The organism is Streptomyces abyssomicinicus (genome assembly GCF_008974245.1).
Taxonomy (GTDB): Bacteria; Actinomycetota; Actinomycetes; order Streptomycetales; family Streptomycetaceae; genus Streptomyces; species Streptomyces abyssomicinicus.
In genome coordinates this window covers 1,468,400-1,480,859 of record NZ_BBZI01000005.1, presented here as the reverse complement: position 1 = coordinate 1,480,859, position 12,460 = coordinate 1,468,400, and the positions used below count along the sequence as shown (strand labels likewise).

The 12,460-nt window shown below is 73.1% G+C and carries 10 protein-coding genes and 1 tRNA gene; 3 read left to right on the top strand and 8 right to left on the bottom strand.

What is annotated here, in order from left to right:
• The first annotated feature begins 58 nt into the window (after nucleotides 1-58).
• Nucleotides 59-1,393, top strand: a complete 1,335-nt coding sequence (locus GBN72_RS06190; protein ID WP_151770554.1) for an AfsR/SARP family transcriptional regulator — start codon at nucleotides 59-61, stop codon at nucleotides 1,391-1,393.
• Between the two features lie 112 nt (nucleotides 1,394-1,505).
• On the opposite strand, the gene GBN72_RS06185 is transcribed toward GBN72_RS06190, so the two are convergent.
• Nucleotides 1,506-4,421 carry a glycoside hydrolase family 48 protein gene (locus GBN72_RS06185; RefSeq protein ID WP_151770553.1) on the bottom strand — a complete coding sequence of 972 codons (2,916 nt, stop codon included), beginning with the start codon at nucleotides 4,419-4,421 and terminating at the stop codon, nucleotides 1,506-1,508.
• Nucleotides 4,422-4,719: 298 nt separating this feature from the next.
• Nucleotides 4,720-4,793: transfer RNA gene (locus GBN72_RS06180), tRNA-Pro, on the bottom strand.
• Between the two features lie 104 nt (nucleotides 4,794-4,897).
• On the opposite strand from GBN72_RS06180, the gene GBN72_RS06175 reads away from it, so the two are divergent.
• The gene (locus GBN72_RS06175; protein ID WP_151770552.1) at nucleotides 4,898-5,443 is read left to right on the top strand and encodes a DUF309 domain-containing protein; all 546 of its coding nucleotides are present in this window, start codon (nucleotides 4,898-4,900) and stop codon (nucleotides 5,441-5,443) included.
• A 69-nt stretch (nucleotides 5,444-5,512) separates the two neighbouring features.
• Here GBN72_RS06175 and GBN72_RS06170 read toward each other — a convergent pair whose 3' ends face one another.
• Both GBN72_RS06170 and GBN72_RS06165 read right to left on the bottom strand, forming a co-directional pair.
• Nucleotides 5,513-6,028 (bottom strand): DinB family protein, encoded by a 516-nt coding sequence (locus GBN72_RS06170; protein WP_151770551.1) that lies wholly within the window; start codon nucleotides 6,026-6,028, stop codon nucleotides 5,513-5,515.
• A gap of 64 nt (nucleotides 6,029-6,092) precedes the next feature.
• On the bottom strand, nucleotides 6,093-6,866 hold the full coding sequence (locus GBN72_RS06165; protein WP_151770550.1) for a sulfite exporter TauE/SafE family protein: 774 nt from the start codon (nucleotides 6,864-6,866) through the stop codon (nucleotides 6,093-6,095).
• A 149-nt stretch (nucleotides 6,867-7,015) separates the two neighbouring features.
• On the opposite strand from GBN72_RS06165, the gene GBN72_RS06160 reads away from it, so the two are divergent.
• Nucleotides 7,016-8,008, top strand: coding sequence for an ABC transporter substrate-binding protein (locus GBN72_RS06160; RefSeq protein WP_151770549.1), 993 nt, complete (start codon nucleotides 7,016-7,018; stop codon nucleotides 8,006-8,008).
• A 102-nt stretch (nucleotides 8,009-8,110) separates the two neighbouring features.
• Here the strand turns inward: GBN72_RS06160 and lhgD are convergent, their stop codons facing one another.
• From lhgD to GBN72_RS06140, 4 genes are all read right to left on the bottom strand, one after another.
• On the bottom strand, nucleotides 8,111-9,328 hold the full coding sequence (gene lhgD, locus GBN72_RS06155) for an L-2-hydroxyglutarate dehydrogenase (protein WP_151770548.1): 1,218 nt from the start codon (nucleotides 9,326-9,328) through the stop codon (nucleotides 8,111-8,113).
• 353 nt (nucleotides 9,329-9,681) lie between these two features.
• Nucleotides 9,682-10,299, bottom strand: coding sequence for an MFS transporter (locus GBN72_RS06150; protein WP_369695875.1), 618 nt, complete (start codon nucleotides 10,297-10,299; stop codon nucleotides 9,682-9,684).
• 88 nt (nucleotides 10,300-10,387) lie between these two features.
• Nucleotides 10,388-11,338, bottom strand: coding sequence for a catechol 2,3-dioxygenase (locus tag GBN72_RS06145; protein WP_151770547.1), 951 nt, complete (start codon nucleotides 11,336-11,338; stop codon nucleotides 10,388-10,390).
• 10 nt (nucleotides 11,339-11,348) lie between these two features.
• Nucleotides 11,349-12,455 carry a 4-oxalomesaconate tautomerase gene (locus GBN72_RS06140; protein WP_151770546.1) on the bottom strand — a complete coding sequence of 369 codons (1,107 nt, stop codon included), beginning with the start codon at nucleotides 12,453-12,455 and terminating at the stop codon, nucleotides 11,349-11,351.
• Between the last annotated feature and the right edge of the window lie 5 nt (nucleotides 12,456-12,460).

Genomic DNA, 12,460 nt, shown 5'->3' with positions numbered 1-12,460 from the left:
CCATTCCCTCACCACGGCCCTCCCCCCTCTGCGGGGGACGGTTGTAGGGTGCGCGGTCATGGAGTTCCAGCTGCTCGGTCCGTTCGAGGCCCGCCACGACGGCCGGCCGGTGGCGGTGAGCAGCCGCCGCCAGGAGCGGTGCCTGCTGGCGCTCCTCCTGCTGCACGTGGACCGGGCCGTTCCGGCGGACCGCCTCGTCGGCCTGCTGTGGAGCGATGCGCTCCCGCGCTCACCGCGTGCCACCCTGCACACCTACGTCGGCCGGCTGCGTGCCCGTCTCGCGCCGTGGGGGCTGCGGATCCTGACGCGTCACTCCGGCTATCTGCTCGAGGGGGACGGACACACCGTCGACGCCCGGGACTTCGCCGGCCTGGTCGGCCGTGCGGCCACCGCCGGTGATCCGTCCGAACGGGTGCGCCTCCACGACCGTGCGCTGGACCTGTGGAAGGGTCCGCTCCTCGCCGACGTGGCCGACGACGTGCTCCGCGACCGGATCGACACGGCGCTCGGGCTCGGTGAGCTGCGGCTGACGGCTCTGGAACAGCGCGCCGAGGCACAGCTCACCATGGGCCTGCACGAGCGGGTGGTCGCCGACCTCGCCCCCGTGGTCGGTGAGGTGCCGGGCCGGGAGCGGCTCGTCGTCGCGCAGATGACCGCGCTGTACCGCTGCGGCCGCCGCGCCGAGGCCCTCCGGCTCTTCGACGGGACGCGTGCGGAACTGGCCGACGGCCCGGGCGTCGGCCCCGGGCCCGCCCTGTCCACGCTGCACCGGCGGATCCTGGACGACGACCCCCGCCTCGACCGGCCGCCCGCGCCGCTGTACGCGGTGCGGGTCGGGCAGGAGTGGCTGCCGTGGAGCACCGGCGGTCACCCCGCGCTGGAGTTCTGCAACACCTTCGCCGGCTGGGGCCGGTCCGCACCGCTGCCCGGCTCGGACTGGCTGCGCGGCTATTCCACCCTGGCGGTGTGGGTCGGCCATCTCGGTCTGGCCGACGACCACGACGTCGCCCGGCTGCTCGGCCGCGCCGCCCGTGAGCCCGCGGAGGCTGCCGCCGTCCTCGACGAGGCCCGGGCGTACCGGGAGCGGCTGTACACCTGCCTGACCGATCCCGAGGACGCCGCCGCCTTCCGGGCGGTGGCGAACGCCGCGCGGGAGGCGGCCGGCCTGGCCGTCCTGACGCGGGGTGAGGGGGGTCTCGCCGACTGGCGCCTGCCTCCGTCCGCCGGTCTGCGGCTTCCGCTGCACGCCGTGGCCCGCAGCGCCGGGGATCTGCTCACCGAGCCGCGGCGGCTGACGGTCCGCCGCTGCCCCGGACCGGACTGCGGATGGCTCTTCCTGGACGGGACGGGCCGCCGCCGCTGGTGCAGCCTCGCCACCTGCGGCCACACGTGAGGCGGCCGGTGCCCGGACCACCCGGGCGTGAGGCGGCGCGAGGCCGCCCGCACAGGGGGCTGCCCCGGGGCGGACGGTCGCCCCGGGGCAGCCCTTCACCGGCTACGGCGTGTCACTCGAGCAGTTCGCCGTAGGCGCCGAGCGCGGTGGCGATGTCCGCCTGCGCCCAGAACCGGTGGTAGGTGAAGACCGGCGCGGAGCCGCCCTTCAGGTAGGCCTCGATCTTGGACCAGGCCGGGTCGTTCTTGTAGAAGCTGCGCATGGAGATGAAGGTCGACGAGGAGTCGACGGTGTCCCCGTTGGGCATCTTGCCGGTCCAGCCGGAGGGCACGTAGACCGGGTCGTCGAACCGGTTGTAGTCGGCGCGGGTCTCCGGGACGGAGACGCCCAGGCCGTCCTGGTGGTGGTCCCACATGCCGTCGAGCAGCGCCTTGGCGGTCGTCTTGGCCTTGGCGTCACCGGACTTCGCGGCGTAGTAGGTGAGGACCTTGGCGTACGAGCCGGCCACGCCCACGTCGTTGGTGTAGTCGGCCACCGTGACGTGGAGGTTGTTGTTGGCGCCGGGCGACGTGGCGTTCCAGGTGTCCGGGGCGCCCGTCCACTGGAGGGTGGAGGGGAACTGGAAGGTGCCGTCCGGGTTGATCGTGGTCTTGCCGACCGCCCAGTCGACCCACTTCTTCACCACGGCACCGGCCTTGGCGTCACCGGTCTGGTAGTAGTACTCCGCGACGCGCTCCATGGACCACGCCTGGAAACCGAACCACTGGTTGGACGGCGGGTCGTGGTAGACCGGCTTCTCGTCGTAGTACATGCCGTAGAAGGTCGGCGTACCGGACGGCGGCTGGGCGTAGCGGCCCTGCCAGCTGTTGGTCGCGCCGCCCGCGATGGCTCCCTCGCTGGACTGCAGCCAGGTGTAGAACTCGATCTGGCGCTTCAGGCTGGTGGACCAGTCGGACTTGCCGGTCGAGGACTTCGGGGCGAGCGGGGCGTAGTTGCTGAGCGCCCAGGCCGCCATCGGGTTCTGGTAGCCGCCGTGCGCGTGGCTGGAGCCGATGCGCCAGGCCCAGCCCGCCGAGGTGTCGGTGGCGCCGCCCCAGGCGAAGTACCAGCTGAGCAGGTAGTGGGCGCTGTTCTTGCCGCTGCCCGCGGGGCAGGTGGTCGGCCCGACGCAGTCGCCGACCTTCTTGAAGTACTTGTCGAAGAGGGCGTAGCGCAGGTAGTCACCCATCTTGGCGGCCTTGCCGACGGTCGAGGAGACCTCGGAGCCCTTGCCCTGCTCCTTGGCCCAGACGTCGGCCCAGTAGGCCGCCTGCACGGCGCGGGCGTCCGCGTCGGGGGCGTTGGTGAACTTCCACTGCTTGGCGTACGAGGAGTCGCCGGTGAACAGGTCGAGGTAGCCGTTCTTGCCACCGTAGGCGAAGTTGTCGCAGGTCGGGTGGGTGACGGTCTCCCAGACCGACTCCTGCGGACCGCGCTGGAAGGTGTTGATGTAGGACGGACCGGTGGCGGTGGGTCCGGCGTTGCACTTGCCGGGCTCGTTGCCGTAGCCGTAGGTGTTGTCGACGTCCTGGATCCAGTGCATCGCGTAGACGTCGTCCGTGCCGTACGCGCTCTTCAGCTCGGCCGCGATGGGGTCGGCGCCGGACTTGGCGGCCGAGTCCAGCTTCGCCGGGTACTGCGAGGGCAGGTCGTGCTCGGGCGCGTAGGTGGCCGGCTCACCGGGCTTGTAGTACGAGTTGGTGGGCTGGTCCGCCTTGGTGGGGATCATGAATTTCTCCATGGTCTCCCACGCCTTGTTGAAGCGGGTCCAGTCGCCGGTGACCCTGCCGTACTGGGCCTGGAGCCAGATCAGGTAGCTGTAGGCCTCCGACGTGGTCTCGTGACCGTGGTCCGGCGCCTCGACGATGAGCGTCTCCACCGAGTGGTAGGGGATGCCCTCGGGCGAGAAGTAGCCGTTGGCCGGGTCGGTGATCTTGCCGTACAGCTCGAGGAACTTGGCGTCGTAGGTGCCGCCGGCCGAGAGCTGGGTGGCCGTCACCTTCGCCGCGGTGTGTCCGTTGGCGGACGACGCGAAGACGGCGGAGCCGGTGCCGGAGGCGGCCGCGGCGATGGTCACCTTCTGGGCGACGTTCCAGTTCTGCGGGGTGAAGGTGAGGCTGGCCCCGCCGCTGACCGTGAGGCCCGTGTTGCCGGACTCCCGGGCGGTGGTGACCGTGACGTTCGCCGAGGGCTGCTTGGAGAGGCTGACCTCGTAGGTGGCGCTCGTACCCTGGCGGACGCCCAGCTGGGTCGGGCTGGCGGTGACGGAGGGGCCCGAGACGATCTTGATGCCGACCGGCGAGGACTCACCGGTGGCGCCCAGCGAGTCGTAGGCGCGGGCGTAGAGCGAGTGGTCGCCGGCCGCGAGGGTGGAGGTCTTCAGCTCGAACGGCGAGGTGGTGTCGGTGCCGAGCAGAGCGGTGTCGCTGTAGAACTCGACCTTGCTGATGGTCGCACTGTCGGCGGCGGCCGCGGTGGCGGCCAGCGGGACCTCGGTGCCCACCGAGTACGTCGCGCCGGGCGCCGGGCTGGTCAGGACGGCGACCGGGGGCTGGTGGGCGCCCGTGCAGGCGGTGCCGTTGACGGCGAACGAGGTGGGGGCCGCGTTCGTCCCGCTGTAGCTGAACTGGGCGCCGGCCGAGGTGGCCGCGCCGGCCGCCAGCGTCTTGTTCCAGCTGGTGTTGGTGACGGTGACGGTCTTGCCGGACTGCGACCAGACGCCGTTCCAGCCGTTGCTCAGCTTCTGGTTGCCGGCGTAGTCGTAGGTCAGCTTCCAGCCGTCGAGGGCTTCGGTGCCCCGGTTGGTCAGGGTGAGCTCGGCGGTGAAGCCGGAGCCCCAGTCGTTGGTCTTGTAGTCGACGCTGCACTGCACCGCGGCCGCGTGGGCGGGCTCGGACAGGTTGGTCATGGTCAGGGGTAACGCCAATAAGGCGGCCAGCGCGACGGCTGGGCCGCGCAGGCGGGGTCGGGGTCTCCTGGCGAGGAGCATGGGGCGGAATCCTTTCCGGTCGGCCTCTCGGCTCGCGGGGGAACGGGAAGGTGAAGAGGTGGATCCGATACCTGTGGGAGCGCTCCCATAGTTCGCACGGTGTATGGACACTGTCAACCCCTCGTGTTCGCCTTTCGAAAGCACGGGTGCGCTCGCGGCAGGCCGGCGATCAGAACGTGAAACCGCCCGCCGGCCACACGGCCGGTGGGCGCCCCGGGGCCCGGGACGGGGGACGCCGGACACGACGGAAGGCCGCCCCGGATCTCTCCGGAGCGGCCTTCCGCTGCGACTTCCTCAGTCGGGACGACAGGATTTGAACCTGCGACCCCTTGACCCCCAGTCAAGTGCGCTACCAAGCTGCGCCACGTCCCGATACGCTCCCCCGCGGCCGGGCCGCGTGATCACGTGAGGAGTACTTTACCGCACGTCGGAGGCCTGATCGGAAGGGTCCCCGGCTACGGCGGGACAATGGTCCGATGAGCGCATCCGAGGACAGTGCGGCCGGCGACGGCGTGGCCGGGGCGGGACCGAGCGGCGGGCGGGACCGGGACGGCGAGGGGCGGGCGCGCAACGCCCGGCCGCGGGACGGCCTGGGGCGGCCGCTGCCGTACGGGGCGCCAGGGGTGGAGCGCCAGCCCGAGGGTGTGGTGCGCTCGCCCGTGGAGACGGTGGCGCAGGCGCAGGCGTTGCTGGACGCGGGGCGCCCGTTCCACGCGCACGAGGTGTTCGAGGACGCCTGGAAGTCGGGCCCCGAGGACGAGCGCGACCTGTGGAGGGGCCTGGCCCAGACGGCCGTGGGCCTCACCCACGCGGCCCGCGGCAACCTCACCGGCGGGGCCCGGCTGCTGCGGCGCGGTGCCGGGCACGTCGAGGCCTGGTGCGGCGCGGCGGGGCGGCACGGGGCCCACGGCATGGACCTGGCGTCGGTGGTGGCCTGGGCACGGGCGCTGGCGGCCGAGGTCGACGGGGCCGGGGAACCGCTGGACCCCCGGGCCTCGGCCCCACGGCTGCGCGGCGCCTGAGGGGCGGCCCGGTCGGCCCGGCCGCCGCACCTCGCCGGGCGGCCCGGGCCCGCCGGGCCGCCCCGGCCGTCAGACGCCGGTGGTGCCGTCGAGCAGTTCCCGCACCACGTCCAGGTGGCCGTTGTGCCGCGAGGTCTCCTCGATCAGGTGGAGCAGGATCCACCGCAGGTCGGCGTGGTCGCCGTTCCCCAGCGGCCGGGCCGCCCGGGTGTCCAGGCCGTGCGCGGCGACCAGTTCGCGGTGCCGCACGTTCTGCTCCTCGTACTCCGCGAGCAGCCGCGCCAGCGGGATGTCCACCGCGAGCCGCATCTCCGGGTCCGGGTCCTCGTCGGTGGCGTCGGCCAGCGGCCCTTCCAGCTCATGGTCGAGGAACACCACGTCGAGCCACCAGTGCTCGACCCACCGGAGGTGGGAGATCAGTCCCTTCACCGTCATCAGCGGCGATCCGGGCAGGGGGGCCTTGCCCGCGTCGTCCTCGGTCAGTCCCTCGCACTTGGCGCGGGCGGTGGCCCGGGCGTAGTCGAGGAAGGTGGTCAGCTGGGTGCGCTCGTCCCAGGCCGTGGGGGTGTCGGTTCGTGTCGTCATCGCCCGGCAGCCTCCCGCGTGGAGCGCGCGGCGTCCACCGAATATGCGGGGCGGTCCAGGAGCGTCACCGCAGCAGCAGTTGCAGCGCTCCCAGCACCGTCGCCGCGATCACCAGCCGGTCGAAGAGCCGCTGGTTGATCCGGTCGATCGCCCACCTGCCCAGCAGGGCGCCGGGGACGACGAACAGCACCAGGGCGGCGTCCAGGAGCAGCGCACGGGCGTCGATCAGGCCCAGCCCCACGCTGAACGGCACCTTGGCGACGTTGACGATGAGGAAGAAGAACGCCGAGGTGCCCAGGAAACCGAACTTCCGGAAGCCCGCGGAGAGGAGATACATCGCCATCACCGGTCCGCCCGCGTTGGCGACCATGGTGGTGAAGCCGCCCAGCACCCCGTAGGAGCGGGCCTTGACCCGTCCGGCGCGGGTGGCGACCGCGTCCGGCTCCTCGGGGCGGTTCGCGGCGCGGGTCCTGTGGAGGGTGATGCCGGTCATCAGCAGCAGGGTGACGCCGATGGAGATCCGCACCGCCCCGTCGTCGGCCCACATCAGGAAGAAGGTGCCGAGGACGACTCCCACCCCGACCGCGGGGAAGAGCCTCCAGAGGGTGGGCCAGTGGGCGTGCCGCCGGTAGGTGAGCACCGCGAGCACGTCTCCCGCGATCAGCACCGGCAGCAGGACGCCGACCGATTCCCGGGCCGGGAGCACCGCCGCGAAGATGGCGAGGCTGACCGTGTTGGCGCCGCTGACCGCGGTCTTGGAGAAGCCGACGAGCAGGGTCGCGGCGGCCAGCGCGGCGAAGCCCCAGGGGGTGATGTTCCAGAGAGTCATCGTGTCCATGCGGGGACCGATGGTACGTGTGGGGGAACTTCGCCGCTCCGCTCCCCCTCGGAGCCGTGCGGCGGGGCGGCCGTCGGGGCGCCCCGTCTCGAAACGGACGCCCGGCTCCCGGTAGCGTTCCGGTCACATCCCTCGCGAGGAGCACCTGCATGCCGATGCCGTCCATCCGTCACCGGTCGGTCCCTGGGGCCGCCGTGCGCCGGGCCGTTCTCCTGTCCGTGGCCGTCTCGGTCTCGGGAGCGTTGCTGCTCACGGGCTGTACGGGTGAGGACCTCGGACCCGCGGACGGCGCGGAGGACAGCGAGGTGACGGGGCCGGTGGGCACGCGCCGGATCGTGGACGCGCGCGGGCGGTCGGTGGAGGTGCCGCTCAGCCCGCGGCGCGTGGTGACGCTCAGCCGCTCGACCCTGGACGCCGCGCTCGCCCTCGGTGTGGAGCCGTACGGGACGGCGGTCTTCTCCGCGGACGGCGACCGGACGCCGCCGTACCTGGCCGACCGGGCGGTGCCGGCCCGTGTGGTGGCCGAGGAGGGGCGGGTGCGGATCGAGCGGCTCGCGGCGCTGGAGCCGGACCTGATCCTGGTGGACGAGTCGACGCGCGCGGTCGACGACCTGGCCGCGCTGCACGCCGTGGCGCCCACGGTGGTGACCTCGACCAGCGGGTACGGCTGGAAGAACGCCTTCACGGCGACGGCGGAGGCCCTGAACATGGCGTCGGCGGCCCAGCAGGTGCTGAGCCGCTACGGCACGGAACTGGCCGAGACCGCGCGGGTGGTGGAGCCGGAACTCGCCGGGACCGGGCGGTCGGTGGGCGTGGTCCGCTGGGCGGACGGCCGGCTCGCGCGGACGGCCGACGGGGACCACGTCCGCACCACGCTGGAGTCGTTGGGCCTGCACCGGGCGCCGGGCAGCGGGGCGGCCGGCGACTGGGTGTTCTTCGGGGTGCGCGGCGCCGGCCGGGGGGAGGCGGTGAAGACCTACGCAGCGGCTCGGACGCGGCCGGGGCTCGCTCCGCTGTCGGAGGCGGACGAGGAGCACCGGGTGGCGGTGGTCGACGGCTCGGCCTGGGAGGGCCCGGCCGGCCCCATCGCGGCGTGGACGGTGCTCGGCGACGTGCGGGCGGCCGTGGCCCCGTCCGCCTGACGGGGGGCCACCCGCCCGCCCCGCCGGACCGGCCACGCGGCCGCGCTACTCGGCCGGCCGGGGCACGTGCCCGCCCCGGCCGGGCGGGGCGGGCGCCCTCCCTCATGCGGACGGGCTGCGCTCCAGGACGGCCCCGGCGATGTGCTCGGCGATGGCCATGGACGACGTCGCGGCGGGCGAGGGGGCGTTGCGCACGGCGGTGACGGGTCCGAGGTGGTGGACGACGAAGTCGTCGACCAGGGAGCCGTCGCGGCCCAGCGCCTGGGCGCGCACGCCCGCTCCGGCCCGCACCACGTCACGCGCCCCGACGGCGGGGACGTACGCCTCGGCGGCCTTCATGTAGGCGGCGACGGACAGCGATCCGCGCATCTCCCTGGCGCCGGTGCGCCAGTGCCGCCGGGCCAGGCGCCAGATGCCGGGGAAGGCGGCGACACGGGCGAGTTCGCGCGGGTCGACGTCGGTGAGCCGGTAGCCCTCGCGGGCGAAGGCGAGGACGGCGTTGGGGCCGACCTCCACGCTGCCGTCGACCCGGCGGGTGAAGTGCACGCCGAGGAACGGGTATCGGGGGTCGGGCACCGGGTACACCAGCCCGCGCACCAGGCCGGCCTTCTCCGGCCGGATCGTCATGTACTCGCCCCGGAAGGGCACGATCCGCGGGTCGGCCCCGTCTCCGGCGAGCCGTGCCACCCGGTCGCTCTGGAGCCCGGCGCACAGGACCAGCCGGTCGGCGTGGACCAGCGACTTCCCGTCGCCGGAGATCACCTCCACGCTTCCGTCGGCCGCCTTGCGGATCCGTCCGACGGGGAAGCCGAGGCGGATCTCGCCACCGGCCGCCTCGACGTCCCGTGCGAAGGACCGGGCGATCGCGGTGTAGTCGGTGATGGCGGTGTGCGGGGAGTGGACGGCGGCGAGTCCGGCCGCGTGCGGCTCGATCTCGCGGATCTCCTCCCGGGCGATCCGCCGTACCCCGGGCACCCGGTTCTCCAGGGCGTTGGCGTGCAGCGCCTCCAGGCGCGGGATCTCGTCGGGGGTGACGGCGACGACCAGCTTGCCGCACTCCTCGTACGGCAGGCCGCGGTCGCGGCAGTACTCGCGGAGCAGGGCCACGCCGCGGGTGCAGAGGGTGGCCTTGAGGCTGCCGGGGCGGTAGTAGATCCCGGCGTGCACCACTCCGGAGTTGTGGCCGGTCTGGTGGACGGCGACCTCGCGCTCCTTCTCCAGCACCACGACACGGGTCCCGGGGCGGCGCACGGCGATCTCACGGGCGGTGGCGAGGCCGACGATGCCGGCGCCGACGACGCCGATCGTTTCCTCGGGCATCGGCTCTCCTTTCTGCGGGGCCCGGTGGGGGACGACCCGGTGGGGGCGTCATCGGGGGCCGAGGAAGATCCTGCCCGGTGACGGGGCGGGCGGGAAGGATCATCCGAAAACCGTGGCGGCCACAGCGAGGGCGGGCGGGCACGGCGGAAGGAGAGGGTCGCGCCGGCACGAGGCACCGTGCCGGCGGCGACAGGCACAGACTCTCCCAGGGAAGCCGGGCGGACAACCGGTTTTTTCCGGCCAGTCGCGGCCGGCGCCGTTGGCGGTGCGGCGGCAAGGCCCGTGCCCGGTCCCCTCGCTGACGGGGGATCCGGGCGCGGGTGGGGTGGACGCGGGCCGCCGGACCGTGCCGGTCAGGCGGAGACCGGCTCCTGGGCCGCCTCCTCGCCCGCCGCGGTCCTGCGCGGGGCACGCAGGCCGGGGGCCTGGCTGAGCAGCATGAAGACCATGGAGGCGAAGCCGGCCGCGGCGAAGACCGTGAAGCCCAGGGTCTCGTTGTGGGCCGCGGCGAGCTGGCCGCCGATCCAGGGGCCGAGCACCGCGCCGAAGCGGCCCATGCCCGTGGTCCAGCCCATGGCGGTGGCCCGGTTGCGGTCGTCGGACCCGGCCGCGACCGCGGCGTACAGCATCGACTGGGCGCTGAAGAGGAACGCGCCGGCCAGGAAGACGACCAGGTAGGTCAGCGGCAGCGGCATGTGGACGCCGAGCAGGAAGACGGTGACCGCGGTGATCAGGAACCAGAGGGTGACGATGCGGGGGGCGCTGAACCGGTCGGCCAGCTTGCCGGCCGCCAGGTGGCCGACGATGCCGCCGACGTTGATGACGACCATGAAGGCGAGCGCGGGACCGAGGTCGTACCCGGCGCTGCGCATCATGCTGGGCAGCCAGTTGCTGACGCCGTAGAGCAGGACCAGGCCGCCGAAGGACGCCAGCCAGTACAGCAGGGTGGCGGCGCTGGCCAGCCTCTTCAAGGGCGGTCTGTGGACCAGCGGCGCACCCCCTGCCGTTCTCCGATGCGGCGATTCTTATAGACACCGACCGGTCGGTCTGTAACGTGGGTCACTCCACCGGCGGAGTGCCGTGGGTGTGGAAGGACGCGATGGTCTTCAGGCCCCACGCCTGCCCCTTGGCGCGCTCCGCCTCGGTCCAGGTGACGAGCGGCCAGTCGGGCGCGAGGACCAGCCGGGTGAGCGGGTTGCACAGTTCGATCCGGTTGCCGCCGGGCTCGTAGACGTAGAGGAAGAACGTCTGCTGGATGGCGTGCTTGTGCGGGCCGGTCTCGATGAACACGTCGTTGTCGAGGCAGAGGTCGGCCGCCCGGAGGATGTCCTCGCGGGTGTCGGTCGCGAAGGCGATGTGGTGCAGCCGCCCGTTGGAGCCCGTCCAGTCCGAGGTGTAGACGAGGTCGTAGGACTTGTTGTTGAAGGTCAGCCACTTGGCGCCGACGCTGCCGTCGTTCAGCTGGATCTGCTCGGTCGGCCGGGCGCCGAGCACGTGCTGGACGTAATCGGCGTTGGCGGCGACGTCCTCGGCGAGGAAGTTGACGTGGTCCAGCCGCCGCACGCCGACGCCCTGCCGGGGCTTGGCCTGCGGCTGGTTCTTGAGGCCCGGCCTCAGCTCCGGGGGCGCCTGGTACCACTCGGTCTCGTAGTAGAGGGCCAGTTCGTGGCCGTCCCTGTCGGTGGTGAGGTACATCGGGCCGATGCCGGGCTCGTCCTCGGCCCACCGGCCGTCGAGGCCGGCCTCCTGGGTCGCGGCGACGCGGCGAAGGAGCGCCTCCTGGCTGGAGGCGCGCAGCGAGGTACGCCTGACGCCGGGCTTCTCGGAGGCGGTCAGCACCAGGCTGTGGTGTTCGTAGTCGTCGAAGGTGCGCAGGTAGACGGAGTCACCGGAGCGGCCGTTCTCGGTGAGGCCGAGGATCTCGGTGAAGAACCGGACGCTGTTGTCGACGTCGGGGGTGAGCAGTTCGACGTGCCCGATGTGGGCGATGTCTCCCAGCGGCGGAGTCATGGGCGTCTCCTTACGCGTGACGTGCGGATGTCGGGGCGGTTCCGGCGGGACGGGGGAAGACCGTGCCGTCGAAGATCTTGCGGGCGGTGCGGACCACCGCGGTGCGGCGGGCGGCCGGCGGGGAGCCGTCGGCGCCCGGGTCGACGGCGGCCTCGAGGTCGAAGAAGCCGGTGGGGTGCTCGATACGGATCCGGTCCCCCTCGGCGGGAAGTCGGGCGATGCCCTCGCCCACCGAACCGGCCAGCCGGATGCCGGCGGCGACGCCGGCCGCGCCGAGGACGCCGATGGAGGTGTGGCAGCGGACCGGTATGAAGGTGCGGGTGGTCACCGCGCCGTCGTCCGAGCGGGGCGGTGCCAGCAGGGTCAGCTTGGGCACCGTGGTGTGCGCGACGTCGCCCAGCCCCATCAGGTGTCCGGCGGCCTGCCGGATCTCCCGCAGGCGGGCGGCGAGTTCCGCGTCGGCCTCCAGTTCGGCGGGGCTCTCGTCGCCGGTGACCCCGAGGTCCGCGGCGGCCATCAGCACCGTCGGCATGCCGTTGTCCACGCAGGTGACCGCGATGCCGGCGACGACGTCCCGGACGTTGCCGGTGGGCAGCAGGGGGCCGGCCCCGGGCGGGAAGTCGATGACGACGGGTGCGGCGGAGCCCGGCACGCCCGATATCTCGGCGCTCCCTGCGTACTCGACCTGGCCGCCGGGGGTCGGCACCACGGCGACGGCGCGGTCGCCGCTGTTGACCATGCGGATCCGCACGGCGGTCTCCCGCTCCCCCGCCGGGACCAGGCCGCGCTCGACGGCGAAGGGGCCGACGCCGGCCAGCAGGTTGCCGCAGTTCTGGCGGTCGGAGACCTCCGCGGCGTCCACCGCCACCTGGAGGAACAGGTAGTCGACGTCCGCCGCCGGGTCATCGGACCGGGAGACCACGGCGACCTTGCTGGTCAGCGGGTGGGCGCCGCCGAGCCCGTCGATCTGCCGGGCGTCGGGGCTGCCCATGACGCGCAGCAGCAGTCCGTCCCGTTCGACGGGGTCGGCGGGAAGGTCCTCCGCGAGGAAATAGGCGCCCTTGGAGGTGCCGCCGCGCATCAGCATGCAGCGGACCTCGTCGTACCGGCGGGTCATCGTCC